Below are 23,445 nucleotides of genomic sequence, written 5' to 3'. Positions count from 1 at the left end.
GTGACCGAAAAGGGAGCAGAATGCGTTGCCGATAAACATCGATTAAACGGAGAGTTGACGATTCTAGGGGAAATCTAGGGGTTGAAGGCAATCGATCACTGATCGACTCTGGACGGGTCGTTGGCGGAGCGGATCGAAGCACCTCTCTCGATCACCTGCAATTCCCACGCGCTTCGCGTCACTGGGCCCACCGCGTCGAACCCGGGGGAAATACGTGGCTGTCCTGCACGGATACGAGTCGACTGATTCCACGGCGGACATCGCGATCACCGGCATCGCGTGCCGTTTTCCCGAAGCACCGGACCCTGCCCGATTCTGGGAATTGCTCGTGGCGGGCCGCAGCACCGTGCGGGACGTCCGGGACCGCTGGCCCGCCGCCACCGGGGCCGCCCGCTGGGGTGCCTTCCTGACCGAGGTCGACACCTTCGACGCGCCCTTCTTCGACATCGGCGCCCGCGAGGCCGCACTGCTCGACCCGAGGCAACGTCTCCTGCTCGAACTCGGCTGGGAGGCACTGGAAGACGGCCGGGTGCCCGCCGACACCGTGGCCGGCACCCCGTTGGGCGTGTTCGTCGGCACCACCTGGGACGACTACGCCCAGGTGGCACACCGCCACCGCACCGCGCTGCGCTCCGGCCACGCGATGACCGGCCTGCACCGCAGCATGATCGCCAACCGGCTGTCGTACTTCCTGCGCGCCAACGGGCCGAGCGTCACCGTCGACACCGGCCAGTCGTCCTCGCTGGTGGCCGTCCACCTGGCCTGCGCCAGCCTGCGCAGCGGCGAGTCGACGACCGCGCTCGCCGCCGGGGTGAGCCTGGCCCTGCTGCTGGAGAGCAGCCACATCTCCGACGACTGGGGCGGGTTGTCACCCGACGGTCGCTGCCACACCTTCGACGCCCGCGCCAACGGCTACGTCCGGGGCGAGGGCGGGGGAGCGGTCCTGCTCAAACCGCTCGACCGGGCGCTCGCCGATGGCGACCGGATCTACTGCGTGATCCGGGGCAGCGCGGTCTCCGCCGGTGCGGGCAGCACCCCCACCACCCCCGACCCGGCCGCCCAGGAGGCGACGCTGCGGGCCGCCCACCGCCGCGCGGGCACCACCGCCGCCGACGTCCAGTACGTCGAACTGCACGGCACGGGCACCCGGGTCGGCGACCCGATCGAAGCCGCCGCGCTGGGCCGGGCGCTCGGCGACCCGGCCGCGCCGCTGGCGGTCGGCTCGGTAAAGACCAACATCGGCCACCTGGAGGGTGCCGCCGGCATCGCCGGACTGATCAAGACCGCGCTGGCCGTACGGCACCGCCAACTCCCCCCGAGCCTGCACTTCGCCACCCCGAACCCCGACATCGACCTGCCCCGGCTCGGCCTGACGGTGGTCACCGACCCGACGCCCTGGCCGCGCCCGGACCGGCCCCTGGTGGCGGGGGTCAGCTCGTTCGGCATGGGCGGGACGAACTGCCACGTGGTCCTCGGCGAGGCCCCCACCGACGCGCCGCCGGCCGCCCCGGTGACGCCGGACGTGCCGGTCGTTGCCTGGCCGGTGTCCGCGAAGTCCGACCAGGCCCGGGACGCCGCCGTGAGGCGCCTGCGGGAGGGCGACGCCGACCCGGCGGCGGTGGCCTGGTCCCTGGCCACCACCCGGGCCGAGCTGACCCACCGGGCCGTCGTGGTCGGCGACCGGGTGCTCACCGGCCAGGCGGGCGACACCGCCCTGGGATTCGTGTTCGCCGGTCAGGGTGCCCAACGGGTCGGCATGGGACTGCGCCTGCACGCGGCCCACCCGGTCTTCGCCGCCGCCTTCGACGAGGTGTGCGCGCTGGCCCGGGTGGACCTACGCACGGCGATCAGCACCGGCGACGGGCTCGACGCCACCGGCACCACCCAACCCGCCCTGTTCGCCGTCGAGGTGGCGTTGTTCCGGCTGCTGGAGTCGTGGGGCGTCCACCCCGATGTGCTCGTCGGCCATTCGATCGGCGAGATCGCCGCCGCGCACGTCGCCGGCGTGCTCGACCTGCCGGACGCGGTGCGCCTGGTGTCCGCACGCGGTGAACTGATGCAGGCGCTGCCCGCCGGTGGGGCCATGGCGAACGTCCGCGCCGCCGACTCCGTCGTACGCCCGTTCCTGCGCGACGGCGTGGTCGTCGCGGCCGTCAACGGCCCCGACGCGACGGTGCTCGCCGGACCCGCCGGGCCGCTGCGCGCGGTCACCGGGGAGATCGCGGCGGCGACCCGGGCCCGGGTACGGCACCTGCGGGTCAGCCACGCCTTCCACTCCCCCCTGATGGACCCGATGCGCGACCGGTTCCGCCGGGTCCTGTCGACGGTGACGTTCCGGCCGGCCACCCTGCCCGTCGTCTCCACCGTGACCGGTGCGCCCGCCGACCTGACCGACCCCGAACACTGGGTACGCCAGGTACGCGAACCGGTGCTCTTCCACGCCGCCGTCACCGGGGCCGGCACCGCGTACCACGTCGGCACCTGGCTGGAACTCGGACCGGACGGCTCACTGTCCACCCTGATCGACGGCGGCGTCCCCACTTCGCGCGTCGACCACGACGAGGCCACCAGCATCGTCACCGCCGCCGCGACGGTGTGGACCCGTGGTCACCGGGTGGACTGGCGCAGCCTGCTCGGCGGGGCGGGCCGCGTCGTCGACCTGCCCACCTACCCGTTCCAACGCACCCGGCACTGGGTCGGTGCCCGGCCGGAACCCATCCGGACCGACCGGCCGGCCGCCGACCGCGACCTCACCGCCGAGATCGACGTCCTCGTCCGCCGGGTGCTCGGCGGACGCGCGCCCGCCGTCATCGCGCCCACCACCACGTTCCACGACCTGGGCTTCACCTCGCTGCTGGCGGTCGAGCTACGCGACGAACTCGCCGCCGCCACCGGTCTGGTCCTCCCCAGCGGGCTGCTGTTCGACCATCCCACCCCCGCCGCGCTCGCCGAACGGCTCACCGTGCTGCTGGCCGACAGCGACCCGGCCCCCGACGACGAAGCCGACGACGACACCGCGACCGTCGTGGACGAACCCGTCGCCATCGTCGGGATGGCCTGCCGCTTCCCGGGCGGGGTGGCGTCACCGGAAGACCTGTGGACACTGCTCGTCGGCGGCACCGACGTCATTGGAGAGTTCCCCGACGACCGGGGTTGGGACCTGACGGCGCTGCGCGACTCCGGCCGGCTCGGCACCGGCTCGGGCGGGTTCCTCGCCGACGCCGCCGGCTTCGACGCCGCGTTCTTCGGCATCTCACCCCGTGAGGCGCTGGGCATGGATCCACAGCAACGGCTGCTGCTGGAGGTCTCCTGGGAGGCGCTGGAACGCGCGGGAATCGCCCCCACCTCCCTGCGGAACAGCCGGGTCGGCGTCTTCGCCGGCGCGACCGGGGGCGACTACGGCCCCCGGATGCACGAGGCCCACCCCGACGCCGAGGGCTACCTGCTCACCGGCATCAGCCCCAGCGTCGCCTCCGGCCGCATCGCGTACACCCTCGGGCTCACCGGGCCGGCACTGACGGTCGACACGGCCTGCTCGTCGTCGCTGGTCGCCGTAGACCTGGCGGCATCGGCGCTGCGCAACGGCGAGTGTTCGCTGGCGTTGGCCGGGGGCGTCACCGTGATGTCCACGCCGGGCATGTTCGTCGAGTTCAGCCGGCAGGGCGGGCTGTCGCCGGACGGCCGGTGCAAGGCGTTCTCGGCCGACGCGGACGGCACGGGATGGGCCGAGGGCGCCGGGATGCTGGTGCTGGAGCGCCTGTCGGACGCCCGTCGGCAGGGTCACCGGGTGTTGGCGGTGGTGCGGGGTAGTGCGGTGAATTCGGATGGTGCGTCGAACGGCCTGACGGCGCCGAGTGGTCCGTCGCAGGAGCGGGTGATTCGTCGGGCGTTGGCGGTGGCGGGTGTGTCGGTGTCTGACGTGCAGGTGGTGGAGGGTCATGGGACGGGTACGCGGTTGGGTGATCCGATCGAGGCGGAGGCGTTGTTGGCGACGTATGGGCGGGGTCGGTCGGTGCCGTTGTGGTTGGGGTCGGTGAAGTCGAACCTTGGTCATACGCAGCATGCGGCGGGTGTTGCTGGGGTGATGAAGGTGGTGTTGGCGATGCGGCACGCGATGGTGCCGGGGTCGTTGCATGTGGGTGAGCCGTCGGGGTTGGTGGATTGGTCGTCGGGTGCGGTGGAGGTGGTGCGGGGGTCGCGGGAGTGGGTGGTGGCTGAGGGGGGTCGTCGGCGGGCGGGGGTGTCGTCGTTCGGGATCAGTGGCACGAACGCACACGTGATCGTGGAGGAAGCGCCGGACGAGCCGGAGATGCCGGCCGGCGGCGGTTCGCCCGTGTCGTCGGGACACACCCCGGGGGTGGGTACGCCGGTCGGCGGCGTGGGGTCGTCCGCCGAGGTGGTGGCCGCGCCGTCGAGGGTGACGCCGTGGCCGGTGTCGGCGCGGTCGGTCGCCGGGGTGTGGGAGTTGGTCGGGCGGCTCGGCGGGTTGGCTGTGGGTTCGGGTGACGGGGCGGGGGTGGTCGGTGGTTCGTCGGCGGTGGATGTGGGGTGGTCGTTGGCGTCGACGCGGTCGGTGTTCGACGAGCGGGCGGTGCTGCTCGACGGTGTGGTGATCGCGGACGGGGCGTCGCTGGCTCCGGGGGTCCGGGCGTTGGCGTCGGGTGGGTTGGGTGTGGTGTTCGGGGGTCAGGGTGGTCAGCGGGTGGGGATGGGCTCGGGTCTGTATCGGGCGTTTCCGGTGTTCGCGTCGGTTTTCGATGAGGTGTGCGACCTGTTGGGTGGGGAGGTGCGGGAGGCGGTGACCTCCGGGGTGGGTTTGGACGACACGGGTGTGGCGCAGCGGGCGTTGTTCGCGGTGGAGGTGGCGCTGTTCCGGCTGGTCGAGTCGTGGGGTGTGCGTCCGGCGGTTCTGGTGGGTCATTCGATCGGGGAGATCGCGGCGGCGCATGTGTCGGGGGTGTTGTCGTTGCCGGATGCGGTGACGTTGGTGTCGGCGCGGGCTCGTTTGATGGCGGCGTTGCCGGCGGGTGGGGTGATGGTGTCCTTGCGGGCCTCCGCTGATGCGGTGCAACCGTTTCTGTCCGACGACGTGGTCATCGCGGCGGTGAATGGTCCGTCGGCGGTGGTGATCGCCGGCCCGGAGCAGCAGACGTTGCGAGCGGCGGATGCGGTGGCGGCTGTGTTGGGTGTGCGGCAGCGGCGGCTGTCAGTCAGCCACGCGTTCCATTCGCCGTTGATGGAGCCGATGCTCGACGAGTTCCGCACGGTGGTCGAGGGTCTGTCGTTCCACCCTGCACAGATCCCGGTGGTGTCGACGGTGACGGGTCAGGTCGGTGGTCTGGGGGAGCCGGACTACTGGGTGCGGCAGGTGCGTGAGCCGGTGCGGTTTCATGACGCGATCGAGGCGGCTGGTCCTCGCTCGTGGTGGGAGTTGAGCGCGGATGGTGGTTTGTCGTCTCTGTTGGCCGACGGTGTCCCGATGCTGCGGCCGGGCGTGGACGAGGCCAGGTCGGCGGTGAGCGGGTTGGCGCAGGTGTGGGTGCGGGGGCACGAGGTCGACTGGCGGGGGTACTACGGCGGCGGCAAGACCGTCGACCTGCCGACGTACCCGTTCCAACGGCAGCGGTACTGGCTCGACAACCAGCCGGCGGTCGGGACCACCGGCACCCGGCACGGTCTGCTGTCCACCTCGGTCGACCTCGCCGACGACGCGGGAGTGCTGCTGACCGGCCGCGTCTCCACCCGCAGCCACCGCTGGCTCGCCGACCACGTCGTCGACGGGCGGACGCTGCTGCCGGGCACCGCGTTCCTCGAGGCCGCGCTGCGTGCCGGCGTCGAATGCGGCTGCCCCCGCGTCCAGGACCTCACGCTGCTCACCCCCCTCCCGGTCGGCCCCACCGCCGTCACCCTCCAGGTGACCGTCGGGCCGCCGACGGACGACGGCCACCGCACCGTCACCGTGTACGCCCGCGCGGCCGACTCGACCGACTGGACCCGGCACGCCGTCGGCACCCTGACACCCGACCGGCCGGCGTCGGCCGTCCCCCGGCTGCCGGCCGACACGCAGGAACTGGACCTGACCGGGGTCTACGAGTCCGTCGCCGCACACGGCTACCACTACGGCCCGGCGTTCCAGGGACTCCGCCGCCTATGGCGCACCCCCGACGCTCTGTTCGCCGAGGTGGCCCTCGACGCGGGCGAGCCGGTGGAGCCGTACCTGCTGCATCCCGCCCTGCTCGACGGCGCGCTGCACCCGGCGCTGCCCGGCGTGGCCGACGACGCCCGCCCGGCCGCGTTGCCGTTCGCCTGGTCCGGTGTCCAGGTGCACGCCACCGGCGTCCGCCGGCTCCGGGTGGCGTACACCTGGACGGGGCCGCAGACGCTGTCGATGACGGCCGTGGCCGACGACGGCACGCTGGTCGCCGAGGTCGCCTCCCTGGTCTGGCGGCCGGTGGGCGCGGTACGGCGCGGTGAGGTGCTGACCCGGGGCTGGGTGCCGGCAGCCGCCCCCACCGGCACGTCCCGCCCGGTCACCGCCGTGGCGCTGGCCGCCCGGGGCACGGACCAGGCCGCCGCCGCACACGCCGTCGCCGAGGACGTCCTCGACGAGATCCACGCCGCGCTCGCCACCGACGACGGACCCACCGTGGTCTTCACCGTCGCCGACGACGCACCGGCCCTGGCCGTCGCCGCCGGGCTCGTCCGCTGCGCCCGCACCGAACACCCGGGCCGGTTCGTCCTCCTGCACCACGACACCGAGGTCGACGCGGCGGACCTGGCGCGGGTGGCCGCCCTCGACGAACCGGAGGTACGCCTCGCCGGTGGCGCGCTGACCGTCCCCCGGCTGCGCCGCGATGACCACACCCCGAGCGCCCCGGTCGACCTCGGCGACGGCACCGTCCTGATCACCGGCGCCAGTGGCGCGCTCGGCACCGGACTCGCCCGCCACCTGGTACGCGACCTGGGCGTACGGGGGCTGCTGCTGCTCAGCCGCCGGGGTGCGGACGCCCCCGGCGCCGACGAACTCGCCGACGAACTGCGGGCGTACGGCGCGGTGGTGACCGTGGCCGCCGGCGACGCGGCCGACCCGGAGCAGTTGGCCGCCGCGTTCTCCCTGATTCCCGCCGACCTGCCGCTCACCGCCGTGGTGCACGCGGCCGGTGTGCTCGACGACGGTCTCGTCGCCACCCTCACCCCGCAGGCGTTGCACGCCGTGCTGCGGCCCAAGGTGGACGCGGCGTGGCACCTGCACCGGCTCACCGCCGACCTCGACCTGGTCGCGTTCGTGCTGTACTCGTCGATCTCCCAGCAGATCGGCGCGGCCGGCCAGGCCAGTTACGCCGCCGGCAACGCCTTCCTCGACGCGCTCGCCGCCCACCGGCACGCCGCCGGCCTGCCCGCCACCTCGCTGGCCTGGGGGCTGTGGGCCGCCGAGGGTGGCATGGCCGAAACGCTCGGCACGGCCGACCTGGCCCGGATGGCCCGTAACGGGGTGGCCCCGCTGCGGCACGACGACGGCCTGGCCCTGTTCGACCGGGCCCTCGGGTTGCCCGGCCCGCTACTGGTCCCGATGCTGCTGGACACCGCCGCGCTGGCCACGACGAACGACCCGGCCACCCTGCCCGCCGTGTGGCGCGGCCTGGTCCGCCCCCGGGCCGCCCACCCCCGGCCGGTCACCGACGGCCCGTCGCACCGGGACCTGGTGGAGGTGGTCCGTGCCGAGGTGGCGGCCGTCCTCGGTCACACCGACCGGACGAAGGTCGGGGCGCGGGCCGCGCTCACCGACCTCGGTGTCGACTCGCTCACCTCCGTCGAGCTGCGCAACCGGCTCGTCTCGGTCACCGGGCTGGCGTTGTCGGCGACGGTGGTGTTCGACCATCCCACGGTCACGGCGCTCGCCGACCATCTGCGGGAGCTGACCGGCGAGACCGACCCGGACGGCCCGGCGACCGGCACCGTCACCGACGCCCACGACCCGATCGCCGTCATCGGCATGGCCTGCCGCTACCCCGGCGGGGTCGACTCCCCGCAGGACCTGTGGCGGCTGGTGGCCGAGGGGCGGGACGCGATCTCCGAGTTCCCGGTCAACCGTGACTGGCCGGAGGACCTCTACGACCCCGACCCGGGCCGCCCCGGGCACAGCTACGTCCGGGAGGGTGGCTTCCTGCACCGGGCGGACGAGTTCGACCCGGCGTTCTTCGGCATCTCGCCCCGCGAGGCGCTGGCGATGGACCCCCAGCAGCGGCTGCTGCTGGAGACGGCGTGGGAGGCGGTGGAACGCGCCCGCATCGACCCGTACTCGCTGCGCGGCAGCACCACCGGTGTGTTCGCCGGGCAGATGTACCACGACTACGCGCCGCCGGTCGACGCGATGCCCGGCGATCTGGAGGGCATCCTGCTCACCGGCAACACCGGCAGCGTGCTCAGCGGCCGGCTGGCGTACGTGCTCGGGCTCACCGGTCCCGCCGTCACCGTCGACACGGCGTGCTCGTCGTCGCTGGTCGCCACCCACCTGGCCGTCCGGGCGCTGCGCGCCGGTGAGTGCTCGCTGGCCCTCGCCGGTGGGGTCACCGTCATGTCGACGCCCGGCACGTTCGTCGAGTTCAGCAGGCAGCGGGGCCTGTCGCCGGACGGGCGGTGCAAGTCCTTCTCGGCGGACGCCGACGGCACCGGCTGGGGCGAGGGCGTGGGCGTGCTGCTGCTGGAACGGCTCTCCGACGCCCGCCGGTACGGGCACCCGGTGCTGGCCGTGCTGCGCGGGACCGCCGTCAACTCCGACGGCGCGTCCAACGGGCTGACCGCCCCCAACGGCGGCTCCCAGCGGGCGGTGATCCGAGCGGCGCTCGCCGACGCCGGACTGACCCCCGGCGACGTCGACGCGGTGGAGGCGCACGGCACCGGCACCCGCCTCGGCGATCCGATCGAGGCGGAGGCCGTCCTGGCCACCTACGGCCACGACCGGGTCGAACCGCTCTACCTCGGGTCCCTGAAATCCAACGTCGGGCACACCCAGGCCGCCGCCGGCGTCGGCGGCATCATCAAGATGATCGAGGCGATGCGTCACGGCACACTGCCGGCGACCCTGCACGTCTGCGCGCCGTCGCCGTTCGTGGACTGGTCCGCGGGCGCGGTGCGGCTGCTCACCGAACCCCGGGACTGGCCCGACACCGGCCGGGTACGCCGCGCCGCCGTCTCCTCGTTCGGGATCAGCGGCACCAACGCGCACGTCGTCATCGAGGCCGCCCCACCGGAGCCGACGCCCACCGCGCCCGACCCCGGCACCGCACCGGCCATCGTGCCGCTGGTGCTCTCCGCCGTCACCGCCGCCGGGCTGCGGGCCCGCGCCGACCAGCTCGCCGACCTCCTCGACGGCAACGCCCCGAGCGCCGACCTGGGCTGGTCACTCGCGGCCACCCGCGCCGACCTGCCCGAACGTGCGGTCGTGCTGGCCGACCACGCCATCGCCCTGCGCGCCCTCGCCGGCCACGACCCGCAGCCCGGACCGGGCGGTGACGCCGAATCCGCCCTGGTGGTCGGCACCGCCGGCGACCACGGTGGCGTCGTGTTCGTCTTCCCCGGCCAGGGCGGCCAGTGGACGGGGATGGCCGCGCCGCTGATGGCACAGTCACCGGTCTTCGCCGCGTCGATGCGGGCCTGCGCCACCGCCCTGGCCCCGTACCTCGACGTCGACGTCACCGACCCGGACCTGGCCCTCGACCGGGTCGACGTGGTGCAGCCCGCGCTGTGGGCGGTGATGGTGTCGTTGGCCGCGCTGTGGCGCTCGCTGGGGGTGGAACCCGACGCCGTCGTCGGACACTCGCAGGGCGAGATCGCCGCCGCCGTCGTCGCCGGGGCGCTCACCCTCGACGACGGGGCAAGGGTGGTGGCGCTGCGCAGCCGGGCCCTGCGCGACATCGCCGGCGGCGGGGGGATGCTCTCCGTCGCCCTGCCGGCCGAGGACGTCGCCGACCGGCTCGCCGGCCATGGTGGACGGCTGTCCATCGCCGCGCTCAACGGGCCACGCTCCACCGTGGTCTCCGGCGACGCCGACGCGCTCGCCGACCTGCACGCCCGCTTCGCCGCCGAGGACGTCCGCTCCCGCATGGTCAACGTGGACTACGCCTCCCACTCCGCGCACATCGAACCCCTCGCCGGGTCGCTCACCGCGCTCCTCGCCGACGTGACACCGCAGCCGCCCCGGGTGCCGCTGTACTCCACCGTCACCGGCCGTCCGCTGACCGAACCGATGGACGCCGACTACTGGTACCGCAACCTGCGGCACACCGTGCTGTTCCACGACGCCGTCACCGAACTGACCGGCCACGGGCACGGCGTCTTCGTCGAGATCAGCCCGCACCCCGTGCTCGCCGTCGGGCTCACCGAGACGGCACCGGACGCCCGCGTCGCCGGCTCGCTGCGCCGCGACCGGGGCGGCCTCGACCAGTTCCTCACCGCCGCCGCGACCGCCTACACCTGGGGGGTGCCGGTGGACCTCACCGCGCTGTTCCCCGGGGCCCGGAGCGTGGACCTGCCCACCTACCCGTTCCAACGCGACAGGTACTGGCTGACCCGGCAACCCCGCGGCGAGGTCTCCGGAGCCGGCCTCGACCCGGCCGCGCACCCGCTGCTCGGCGCGGTGACCGCCCTGCCCGACGGCACGGTCCTGCTCACCGGCAGCGTGTCCCACCGCACCCAGCCCTGGCTGGCCGACCACGTCTTCTCCGGCACGGTCCTGGTGCCCGGCACCGCCCTGGTGGAGCTGGCGCTACGCGCCGGTGACGAGGTCGGCTGCGGTGAGGTGCGCGAACTGACCCTGGTGGCCCCGCTCGCGGTGCCCGACCGGACGCCGGTGCGGGTGCAGGTCCGGGTCGGCACGCCGGAGGCCGACGGCGTCCGGCAGGTCACCGTGCACGGCCGGGCCGCCGAGGACGACCCGTGGACCCTGCACGCCACCGGCAGCGTCGCGCCCGCCACCCCGGACACCCCACCGTTCCCGCTGGTGTGGCCGCCGGCCGGCACGCAACCGGTCGACCTGGACGGCGTGTACGACCGGCTCGCCGCGCACGGCTACGACTACGGGCCGTCGTTCCGTGGCCTGCGCGCCGCGTGGACCGGACCCGACGGTGACGTCTACGCCGAGGTGGCGCTCCCCACCGCCGACGACGACCGGTTCCTCGTCCACCCGGCACTGCTCGACGCGGCGCTGCACCCGATGCTGCCGGGGGTGGTCGGCGACCGGCCGGCGGGTCTGCCGTTCAGCCTGTCGGGCGTGCGGGTGACCGCCACCGGGGCGACCGCGCTGCGCGTACACCTGTCGACGGGCAACCCGGCGGACGGCACCGCGCGGGTCGTCGCCGCCGACCCCGGCGGCACCGTCGTCGCCGTCCTCGACACGGTCGTGCTGCGGCCGGCCGCCGCCCCCGCACCGTCCCGCGACCCCCTGTACCGGGTGGAGTGGACACCCCTCGACCTGCCCGCCGCCGCACCCGTCCCGGCCGGCACCGAGGTGCTCGTGGTCCGCCCGGCCACCACCGGGGACGTCCCCGCCGACATCCGGGCCACCCTGAGCCGGGTCCGCGACGACGTCCGGACCTGGCTCGCCGCCGACCACCCGGACGACGCGCGCCTGGTCGTGGTCACCACCGGCGCCGGCCCCACCGGCACCGACCTGCCGGCCGCCGCCGTCTGGGGTCTGCTGCGCACCGCCCAGACCGAGAACCCCGACCAGGTCGTCCTGCTCGACGTCGACGCCACCGCGGTGCTCGACGACCTGCTCGGCCCGGTACTGGCCAGCGGGGAACCGCAGGTGGCGGTCCGGGCCGCGACGGCGTCCGTGCCCCGGCTCGCCGCCGCCTGGCCCGACCTGGTGCCACTGCCCACCGACGAGGCGCACCGGATGGTCGTCACCCGCCCCGGCACCCTGGACAGCCTGGCCTTCGAACCCTGCCCGCAGGTGTGGCAGCCACTCGGCCCCACCGAGGTCCGGCTCGCCGTGCGGGCCGGTGGCCTGAACTTCCGCGACGTGCTCATCGCCCTCGGGCTGGTCCCGCAGCAGCACGCGCTGATGGGCGCCGAGGGCGCGGGCGAGGTCCTCGCCGTCGGGTCCGCCGTCACCGACCTCACCCCCGGCGACCGCGTGTTCGGCTACTTCGACGGCGCGTTCGCCCCGGTCGCCGTCGCCGACCGGCGGCTGCTGGCCCGGATGCCCGACGACTGGCCGTACGCCCGCGCGGCCACCGTGCCGGTGGTGTTCCTGACCGCCTACTACGGCCTGGTGGACCTCGGCCGCGTCCGCCCCGGTGACCGGGTGCTCGTCCACGCCGCCGCCGGTGGGGTCGGCATCGCCGCCGTGCAGCTCGCCCGCCACCTCGGGGCCGAGGTGTTCGGCACCGCCAGCCCCGGCAAGTGGGACACGCTGCGCGCGCTCGGCCTCGACGACGACCACATCGCCAACTCGCGCACCCTCGACTTCGCGACGGCGTTCCGCGCCACCACCGGCGGACGAGGGATGGACGTGGTGCTCAACTCGCTTGCCGACGACTTCGTCGACGCCTCACTCGGCCTGCTCGCCGACGGGGGACGCTTCCTGGAGATGGGCAAGACCGACATCCGGGACCGCGCCGAGGTGCACGCCGCGTACCCCACCGTCGACTACCGGCCGTACGACCTCACGGCCCTGGCGGTCACCGCACCCGACGCCGAAGGGGCCGAACCGGAGCGGCTGCGGACGATCCTCGCCGAGGTGCTGGACCTCTTCGCCGCCGGGGTGCTCGCCCCACTGCCCGTCACCACCTGGGACGTGCGCCGCGCCCGGGAGGCGTTCCGGGCCCTGCAACAGGCCCGCACCATCGGCAAGGTCGTACTCACCGTGCCGAGGCCGCTGGACCCGGCGGGCACCGTCCTGGTGACCGGGGCCACCGGCACCCTCGGCGGGCTCACCGCCCGGCACCTGGCCGCCACCCACGGCGTACGCGAACTGCTGCTGGTCAGCCGGCGCGGACCGGACGCCCCCGGCGCGGCCGACCTGGTCGCCGACCTGGCCGACCTCGGCGCGCGGGCCCGGGTGGTCGCCTGCGACGTCGCCGACCGCGACGCCCTCGCCGCGCTGCTCGCCGACATCCCCGCCGCGCACCCGCTGACCGCCGTGTTCCACACCGCCGGGGTCCTCGACGACGGGCTGTTCACCGCCCTGACCACCGCCCAGTTCGACACCGTCCTGGCGGCCAAGGTGGACGCCGCCTGGCACCTGCACGAGCTGACCGCACACCGGGACCTGTCCGCGTTCGTGCTGTTCTCCTCGTTCGCCGGGCTGCTGGGCACCCCGGGACAAGCCAACTACGCCGCCGCCAACGGTTTCCTCGACGGCCTCGCCGCGCTGCGCCGCGCCGCCGGGCTGCCCGCCGTCTCCCTGGCCTGGGGACTGTGGGCGCAGGCCAGCGGCATGACCGGGCACCTGTCGGAGACGGACCTGGCCCGGATGGCCCGCGAAGGGCTGCGCCCCCTGGAGGCAGGGGAGGGGATGAGCCTGCTCGACGACAGTCTGGCCGCCGGCCTGCCCGTGGTCGCGCCTACCAAACTCGGCCTGCCCGCGCTGCGCGCCCAGGGTGACGCGCTGCCCGCCCTGCTCCGCGGCCTGGTCACCCGGACCTCCCGCCGGCAGACCGCCACCGGCCAGGCGACGGCCGGCACCCTCGCCGACCGGCTCGCCCCGCTCACCGAGGCGGACCGGACGACCGCCCTGACCGACCTGGTCCGCGCCCAGGTGACCGCGGTGCTCGGCCACGGCGGCGACGGCGTCGTCGACCCCGACCGGGCCTTCCGCGACCTCGGCTTCGACTCGCTCACCGCCCTCGAACTGCGCAACCGGCTCGGCACCGCCACCGGGCTGCGCCTGGCCGCCGGGGTGGTCTTCGACCATCCCACCCTGACCGAACTGGTCACCCACCTGCGCGGCCAGTTGACCCTGGACGCCCCGCCCCGACCGGACGGCAGTCCCACCGGCGTCCTGGCCGAACTGGACCGGCTGGAACAGGCGATGCGTCAACTCACCGACCGACCCACCGGTGCCGTCGCCGACCGGCTGCGGGACCTGCTGGCGATGTGTGGTCCGACCCCGGCGGCCGTTCCCGACGTGGATCTGGACACCGCGACCGACGACGAACTGTTCGCGCTCGTCGACGAACAGAACTGACACCCGACCCTGCCTGACTGGGAGTGGACTGACGTGGCGGACGAGGACAAACTGCGCGAGTACCTCCGACGGGCCATCGCCGACGCCCGCGAGGCGCGCGGCCGGCTGCGCGAATGGGAGGAACGCGCCACCGAGCCGATCGCCATCGTGGGCATGGCCTGCCGGTTCCCCGGCGGCGTACGCAGCCCGGAGGACCTGTGGCGGGTGGTCGCCGACGGGGTGGACGTGACGTCCCCGCTGCCCACCGACCGGGGCTGGGACGTCGACCGGCTCTACCACCCCGACCCGGACCACCCCGGCACCACGTACACCCGCACCGGTGGTTTCCTGCACGACGCGGGGGACTTCGACGCCGAGTTCTTCGGCATCTCACCCCGTGAGGCGCTCGGCATGGACCCGCAGCAGCGGCTGCTGCTCGAACTGTCCTGGGAGGCGGTGGAACGGGCCGGCATCGACCCGTCGACGCTGCGTGGCACCCCGACCGGCGTGTTCGTCGGGGCCACCGACCAGGACTACGGCCCCCGCCTGCACGAGGCCCCGCCCGAGGTGCAGGGTCACCTGCTCACCGGTAACACCGCGAGCGTCGCCTCCGGACGCGTCGCCTACCAGCTCGGGCTCACCGGCCCGGCGGTCACCATCGACACCGCCTGCTCGTCGTCGCTGGTCGCCCTGCATCTGGCGGTCCGCTCGCTGCTCACCGGGGAGAGCGACCTCGCCCTCGCCGGTGGGGTGATGGTCATGTCCACCCCGGGCACGTTCGTCGAGTTCAGCCGGCAGCGGGGGATCGCCCCGGACGGCCGGTGCAAGGCGTTCTCGGCCGACGCCGACGGTGTCGGCTGGGGCGAGGGCGCCGGCATGCTCCTGGTCGAGCGCCTGTCGGATGCGCGTCGGCAGGGTCACCGGGTGTTGGCGGTGGTGCGGGGTAGTGCGGTGAATTCGGATGGTGCGTCGAATGGTTTGACGGCGCCGAGTGGTCCGTCGCAGGAGCGGGTGATTCGTCGGGCGTTGGCGGTGGCGGGTGTGTCGGTGTCCGACGTGCAGGTGGTGGAGGGTCACGGCACCGGTACCCGGTTGGGTGATCCGATCGAGGCGGAAGCCCTGTTGGCGACGTACGGGCAGGGTCGGTCGGAGCCGTTGTGGTTGGGGTCGGTGAAGTCGAACATCGGCCACACGCAGCACGCGGCGGGTGTCGCCGGGGTGATCAAGATGGTGTTGGCGATGCGGCACGGGGTGATGCCGGGGTCGTTGCACGTGGGTGAGCCGTCGGGGTTGGTGGACTGGTCGTCGGGTGCGGTGGAGGTGCTGCGGGGGTCGCGGGAGTGGGTGGTGGCTGAGGGGGGTCGTCGGCGGGCGGGGGTGTCGTCGTTCGGGATCAGTGGGACCAACGCGCACGTGATCGTGGAGGAGCCGCCGCCGGTGGAGCCGGACGATCCGGAGCCGGACGCGGTGGTGCCGGGTTCGTCGGTGCCGGTGGGGGTGACGCCGTGGCCGGTGTCGGCGCGGTCGGTTGCCGGAGTGCGGGAGTTGGTCGAGCGGTTGCCGTCGGCGGTGGCTGGGGTGTCGGGGGTGGATGTGGGGTGGTCGTTGGCGTCGACGCGGTCGGTGTTCGCCGAGCGGGCGGTGCTGCTCGACGGTGAGACTGTCGCGGATTCGGCGTCGCTGATCCCGGAGATCCGGGAACTGGCCGCAGGCGATGGTCCGGTGACGGTCCCAGCCGCCGGTCTGGGCCTGGTGTTCGGGGGGCAGGGTGGTCAGCGGGTGGGGATGGGTTCGGGTCTGTACCGGGCGTTCCCGGTGTTCGCGTCGGTGTTCGACGAGGTGTGTGACCTGTTGGGTGCGGATGTGCGGGAGGCGATCTCGTCCGGGGTTGGTCTGGAGGGGACGGGTGTTGCGCAGCGGGCGCTGTTTGCGGTGGAGGTGGCGTTGTTCCGGCTGGTCGAGTCGTGGGGTGTCCGCCCGGCGGTCCTGGTCGGCCACTCGATCGGGGAGATCGCCGCCGCACACGTCTCGGGGGTGCTGTCCCTTGAGGATGCGGTGACGTTGGTGTCGGCGCGGGCCCGTCTGATGGCCGCGCTACCCGCCGGGGGAGCGATGGTGTCGCTGCGGGCTTCGGTGGAGGCGGTGGAGCCGTTCCTGTCGGGTGATGTGGTCATCGCGGCGGTGAATGGGCGGTCGGCGGTGGTGATCGCCGGTCCGGAGCGGGAGACGCTGCGAGCGGCGGAGGCGGTGGCGACCGCGTTGGGGGTGCGACAGCGGCGGTTGTCGGTGAGTCATGCGTTTCATTCGCCGTTGATGGAGCCGATGCTCGACGAGTTCCGCACGGTGGTGGAGGGGTTGTCGTTCCATCCGGCACAGATTCCGGTGGTGTCTACGGTGACCGGGCAGGTCGGGGATCTGGCGGACCCGGATTACTGGGTGCGGCAGGTGCGTGAGCCGGTGCGGTTCCACGACGCGATCGAGGCTGCCGGTCCCCGGTCGTGGTGGGAGTTGAGCGCGGACGGTGGTTTGTCGTCCCTGCTGGCCGACGGCATCCCGATGCTCCGCCCGACCCTCGACGAGGCGACGTCGGCGGTGACCGGGTTGGCGCAGGTGTGGGTGCGGGGGCACGAGGTCGACTGGCGGGCGTACTACGGCGGCGGGAGGGTCGTCGACCTGCCGACGTACCCGTTCCAACGCCAGCGGTACTGGCTCGACGCCGTACGCCGCGGCGACGAGCCGTACCTGATCCAGGAAACCTGGCACAGCATCGACCTGCCGGCGGCCCCGACCCTCGACGGCGACTGGCGCATCGTCACCGACGGCACTATCGACGCGCGTCCGTTCGCCGAGCTGCTCACCGGGCACGGTGCCCGGGTCGAGGTCGCCGACGGCCCTGGCAGCACCCCGGTCACCGGCATCCTCGCCCTCACCGCCGACCCGGTCCCGGTGCTCGCCGCCGGCACCGGCCCGGTGTGGCAGATCACCGGGGACGCCGCGACCATCGGCCGGGGCCGGGCCCTGGGCTGGGCGTGGCCGGACACCTGGCGGGGCACCCTCGACCTGCCCGCCGGCCCGGACCCGCGCACCGGTGCCCTGCTGGTGGCCGCCCTCGCCGCCACCGGCCCGGTCACCGAACACCTCGAACTGCGTCCCGGCGGGGCCCGCGCCCGTCGACTCACCCCGGTGCCCGTCAGCGGGCCCGAGTGGACGCCACACGGCACGGTGCTGGTCACCGGCGACGGCCCCGGTGTCGACCTGCTCACCGACCTGCTCACCGCCGAGCGGGCGACGGTCCGCCGGGTGCACCCGGACGACCTGCCCGCCGCACTGGCCGGACCGGAGGTGACCGCCCTGGTGCACGCCGACCCGGGCATCGACGCCGACGCCCTCGACCTCACCGGCGGGCCGGACACCGTCGTGCTGCTCACCCCGCTCGCGGGCGTCCTCGGCGCGCCCGACCTGCCGGCGGCGGGACAGCGGCACGCGGTCGCCGTCCACACCGCCCGTAAGCTGGCCGCGCAGGGCCGTACCGCGAGCGTCGTGGCCTGGGCCGACCCGGCCGACCGTCCGGTGACGGGGGTGGACGCCGCACCGGCCGACGCCGCCGTCGCCGCGCTGCGGCGCGCGGTCGGCGGTCGGCTACCCGCCGTGGTGGTCGCCGCCCTCACCCCGGCCACCCTCGCCGTCGCCGACCTCCCCCCGGGCGTACGCGGCGTGCTCGGCGGGTACGTCGGCCCGCCGCCCGAGCCCACCGCCGGGCAGGTCGACCCGGCCGACCTGCTGCCCCTGGTACGCCGGGAGATCGCCGTCGCCCTGGGGCACCCGGACACCGACCGGGTCACCGCCGACCGGCCGCTGGGGGAGCTGGGCATCGACTCGATGACGGCGGTCACCATCCGCAACCGCCTCGCCGCCGTCACCGGGACGGACCTGCACACCACCGTCGTGTTCGACCACCCCACCGCCCGTTCCCTGGCCGGGCACCTCGCCGCCGCCGGAACCCGCCCCGCCGACGCCCCCACCACCGTCGCAGCCCCCGACGAGCCGTTGGCGATCATCGGGATGGCCTGCCGGATGCCCGGCGGGGTGCGCACCCCCGAACAGCTCTGGCGGCTCGTGCTCGACGGTGTCGACGCCATCTCGTCGTTCCCCACCGACCGGGGCTGGGACCTCGCCAACCTGGTCCACCCGGACCCTGACCATCCCGGCACCAGCTACACCGACCAGGGCGGGTTCCTGACCGGGGTGGCCGAGTTCGACCCGGGGTTCTTCGGCATCTCCCGCCGGGAGGCGCTGGGCATGGACCCGCAGCAGCGGCTGCTGCTGGAGACGGCGTGGGAGGCCGTCGAACACGCCCGGATCACCCCGGAGTCGCTGCGCGGGACCAGGGTCGGGGTGTTCGCCGGGGGCAACGGCAACGACTACGCCACCACGATGACCCGCGTCCCGGAGGGCGTCGACGGCTACCTGATGACAGGCAACGCGGCGAGTGTCGTCGCCGGCCGGATCGCCTACCTGTTCGGGCTGGTCGGCCCGGCGCTGACCGTCGACACCGCCTGCTCGTCGTCGCTGGTGGCGCTGCACCTGGCCGGGCACGCGCTGCGCGCCGGGGAGTGCACGATGGCGCTGGTCGGCGGGGTCACCGTGATGTCGACCCCGGGCACGTTCGTCGAGTTCAGCAGGCAGCGGGGCCTGGCCCCGGACGGGCGGTGCAAGGCGTTCGGCGCGGACGCCGACGGCACCGGCTGGGCGGAGGGCGCGGGCATGCTGCTCGTCGAGCGACTCTCCGACGCGCACCGCCACGGCCACCGGATCCTCGCCGTGGTCCGGGGGTCCGCGGTCAACCAGGACGGGGCGTCGAACGGCCTCACCGCGCCGAACGGCCGCTCCCAGCAGGCCGTGATCTCCGAGGCGCTGCGGACGGCCGGTGTCGCCGCCACCGACGTCGACCTGGTGGAGGCGCACGGCACCGGCACCCGGCTCGGCGACCCGATCGAGGCCGAAGCGCTGCTGGCCACCTACGGTCAGGGGCGACCGGCCGACCGGCCCCTGTGGCTGGGTTCGCTGAAGTCGAACATCGGCCACACCCAGGCCGCCGCCGGGGTGGCCGGGATCATCAAACTCGTCCACGCCCTGCGTGACGGCGTACTGCCCCGCACGCTGCACGCCGACGAACCCACCCCGTTCGTCGACTGGCGGCGCGGCGCGGTGGAGCTGCTCCGCGAGCAGCGCCCCTGGCCGGCCGGTCCGGAGCCGCGCCGGGCGGCGATCTCCTCCTTCGGGGCCAGCGGCACCAACGCCCACGTGATCGTCGAGGCCGCCCCGCCGACCGTCGACCCGGCACCCCCGACCCCGCCGCCGGTCACCCCGTGGGTGGTGACCGGGCGGGACGAACGCGGCCTGCGCGCCGTCGCCGCCGACCTGCTCACCGTCGCCGACCGGGTCGACCCGGCCGACCTTGGGTTCTCCCTGGCAGCCACCCGCCAGCCGCTGCACCGGCGGGCGGTGGTCACCGACACCGTCGGCCTGCGGGCGCTGGCCGACGGGGACCTTCCGCTGGTCACGCCCGGCCCCGGCGACCTGGGGTTCCTGTTCACCGGGCAGGGCGCGCAGCGGGTCGGCATGGGCCGGGGACTACGGGCCGCCTTCCCCGTCTTCGCCGCCGCGTTCGCCGAGGTCTGCGCCGCCTGCGACGGGCACCTGGACCGCTCGTTGGTCGACCTCGTCGACACCGGCGACGGCCTCGACGACACCACCGTCACCCAACCCGCGATCTTCGCCGTCGAGGTCGCCCTGTTCCGGCTGCTGGAATCCTGGTCGCTGCGACCGGACGTGCTGGCCGGGCACTCCATCGGGGAGATCGCCGCCGCGCACGTCGCGGGCGTGCTGTCGCTGGCCGACGCGGCCACCCTGGTCACCGCGCGGGGCCGGCTGATGGGCGCGCTGCCGTCCGGCGGTGTGATGGCCGCCGTCCGGGCCGCCGAGGCCGACGTGGTGCCGCTGCTCACCGCCGAGGTGGGCATCGCCGCCGTCAACGGCCCCCGTTCCCTGGTGCTCTCCGGCACCGCGTCCGGCGTGGCCGCGGTGACCGACGCCCTCGGTGTGCCGGGCCGGCGGCTGACGGTCAGCCACGCGTTCCACTCGCCGCTGATGGCGCCGATGCTCGACGACTTCCGCGCCGTGGTGGGCGGGCTCGCCTTCCACCCGCCCCGGATTCCGGTGGTGTCCACGGTGACCGGGCGACCCGCCGACCTGACCGACCCCGACCACTGGGTGGCCCACGTGTCCCGACCGGTGCGGTTCGCCGACGCGCTCGCCGCGCTGCGCGACACCGGCGTCGACACCCTGCTGGAGGTCGGCCCGGACGCCGCCCTCACCCCGCTGACCGTCGACCTGCTGACCGGGGACGCCACGGTCACCGCGACGATGCGCCGGGACCGGGACGAGGCGGCCACCCTGGTCGCCGCCGTCGGCGAGGTGTTCGCCCGGGGGCACCGGGTGGACTGGGCGGCCTGCTACCGGGGCAGCGGTGCCCGCGTGGTCGACCTGCCCACCTACCCGTTCGCCCGGGAACGGTACTGGCTCACCGCCCGCCCCACCGGCGGCGTCGACGCCGCCGGCCTCACCGGCACCGACCACGGCCTGGTCGGCGCGCTCGTCGAACACGTCGACGACGACGGGCTGACCCTCGCCGGCCGGATCTCCACCACCACCCACCCGTGGCTCGCCGACCACGCCGTGCTCGACACGGTGCTGCTGCCCGGCACGGCGTTCGTCGATCTGGCGGTCACCGCCGCCCGTCGCGTCGACTGCGCCGGCGTCGACGACGTCACCCTGGCCGCGCCGCTGGTGCTGCCGGCGGGCAGGGCCGTCGACCTGCGGGTCACCGTCGCCCCACCCACCGACGACGGCCGCCGGGCGGTCACCGTCCGGTCCCGGCCGGCCGGCGGCACCGGGTGGACCACCCACGCCACCGGCACGCTCACCCCCGACGGCGGCCCGGTGGAGGCGCTGCGCCAGTGGCCGCCGCGCGACGCCACCGAGATCGACGTGTCGGCCGCGTACCCGGCGCTCGCCGCCGCCGGCTACCGGTACGGCCCCACCTTCCAAGGGCTGCGCCGGGCCTGGCGACGGGGCACCGAGGTGTACGCCGAGATCGCCCTCCCCGAACCGGCCCGCCCCGACGCCGCCGGGTACGCCCTGCACCCCGCCCTGCTGGACGCGACCCTGCACGCGGTCATGCTCGACTCCCTCACCGCCGCCGAACCGAGCCTGCCGTTCGCGTGGAGCGGGGTGCGGGTGGTCCGTCCCGGCGGCACCGCGCTGCGCGCCCGGTTCGTCCCGGTCGGCGAGTCCGCGGTGGCGGTGACCCTCGCCGACGGTACGGGCGAACCGGTGGCCGTCGCCGAACGGTTGGACTGGCGGCCGGTGTCCGCCGGAGCGCTGCGTCCCACCCACCACGAGTCGCTGTACCGGCTCGACTGGACCGAGGTCGCCGTCGGCGTGGCCGGGGACGACCCGCCGTCCTGGCAGCGCCCCGACGGCCCGGTCCGGCTGGTGACCCTGACCGGCCCGGACGGCACCGACACCGTCGCCCGCACGCACGCGGCCACCACCGGGGCACTGCGTCTGGTCCAGGAATGGCTGGCCGCCGACGACGACCGTACCCTCGTCGTGCTGACCACGAACGCCGTGCCGACCGCCGGCGGTGAACCCCACGACCTGCCGCTGGCCGCGGCGCTCGGCCTGCTGCGTACCGCCGCCACCGAGAACCCGGGCCGGGTCGTGCTGGTCGACCTCGACGGGTCCGCCGCCGCCCGCCGGTTGCTGCCCGCCGTGGTCGCCGCCGCCGAACCCCAGGCCGTGGTACGCGGCGAGCGGGTGCTGGTGCCCCGCCTGGTCCGGTTGGAGACCGTCGACGGGCCGGGCACCACACTCGACCCGTCCGGCACCGTGCTGCTCACCGGCGGTACCGGCGGCATCGGCGCGGCCCTGGCCCGGCACCTGGTCCGCCGGTACGGCGTGACCCGGCTGCTGCTGACCAGCCGCCGGGGACCCGACACCGACGGCGTCGGGAAACTCGTCGCCGAACTGGCCGAACTCGGCGCGGAGGCCACCGTCGTCGGCTGCGACACCGCCGACCGGGACGCCGTCGCCGCGCTGCTCGCCGGCATCCCCGACGAGCACCCGCTGACCGCCGTGGTGCACCTGGCCGGAGTCTCCGACGACGGCGTGCTCGGCTCGCTCACCCCGGACCGGGTCGACGCCGTGCTACGGCCCAAGGTCGACGCGGCGTGGCACCTGCACGAGCTGACCGCCGGGCGGAACCTGTCGGCGTTCGTGCTGTTCTCCTCCGCCGCGTCGGTCTTCGGCGCGCCCGGGCAGGGCAACTACGCCGCCGCGAACGCGTTCCTCGACGCGATGGTCCACCACCGTCGCGCCCGGGGGCTGACCGCGACCACCCTGTCCTGGGGGCTGTGGGAGGGCGTCGGCGGCATCACCGGGCACCTCACCGAGGCCGACTTCCGCCGGATGGCCCGCTCCGGTGTGGCCGCCATCCCCGTCACCGACGGCCTCGACCTGCTGGACGTCGCCTTGGCCCAGCCCCGGGCCTGGGTGTTTCCGCTGCGCCTCGACCCGGCGGCGTTGCGGGGGCAGGGCGACGCGCTGCCCGCCGTGCTGCGCGGCCTCGTCCCCGCCGCCCGGTCCACCGGCGTGCCCGTCACCCCGACCGTCGACCTCGCCGCCCTCCCGCCGCAGGACCGGGACCCCGTCCTGCTGGACCTGGTACGCGGCCAGGTGGCGGCCGTCGTCGGGCTCACCGCCGGTGACGTCGACCCGGGCCGGCAGTTCCGGGACCTCGGCTACGACTCGCTGACCGCCGTGGACCTGCGCAACCGGCTCGGCACGGCGACCGGGCTGCGGCTGCCCGCCACCCTCGTCTTCGACCACCCCACCCCGGCCGAACTGGCCGCCTACCTGGCGGAACGGTTCGCCGACGGGGCCGGGGACACCGGCCCGGCGGTGCTCGGCGGGCTGGACCGGTTGCACGCCGAGGTGCTCGCCGCGGATCTCGCCGCGACGGCACGGGCGGCGGCGCGGGCCCGGCTCAAGGACATCCTCGCCCTGCTCGACGAGCCCGCCGCAGCGGGGGAGAACGTCGACGCGGAACTCGCCGACGCCTCGGCGGAGGAGGTCTACGCCTTCGTCGACCGCGAACTCGGCATCTCCCTGGAATGACCCGACGGGCACACCGACCGACCCCATCTGACGAC

General features: G+C 74.7%; 2 protein-coding genes. Both read left to right on the top strand.

Features of this window, described 5'->3' with window-relative positions; all coding sequences use genetic code 11:
- Positions 1-214 precede the first annotated feature (214 nt).
- Positions 215-14,191, top strand: coding sequence for an SDR family NAD(P)-dependent oxidoreductase (locus AB0K25_RS16200; RefSeq protein ID WP_363820843.1), 13,977 nt, complete (start codon positions 215-217; stop codon positions 14,189-14,191).
- A gap of 33 nt (positions 14,192-14,224) precedes the next feature.
- A complete protein-coding gene (locus AB0K25_RS16195) occupies positions 14,225-23,410 on the top strand; it encodes an SDR family NAD(P)-dependent oxidoreductase (protein ID WP_363820840.1) in 9,186 nt (3,061 codons plus the stop codon).
- The last annotated feature ends 35 nt before the right edge of the window (positions 23,411-23,445 follow it).

Source organism: Micromonospora sp. NPDC049257 (genome assembly GCF_040678915.1).
GTDB lineage: Bacteria > Actinomycetota > Actinomycetes > Mycobacteriales > Micromonosporaceae > Micromonospora > Micromonospora antibiotica.
Note: the sequence above shows the minus strand (reverse complement) of the source record. Positions and strands in the feature narration are given on the sequence as shown.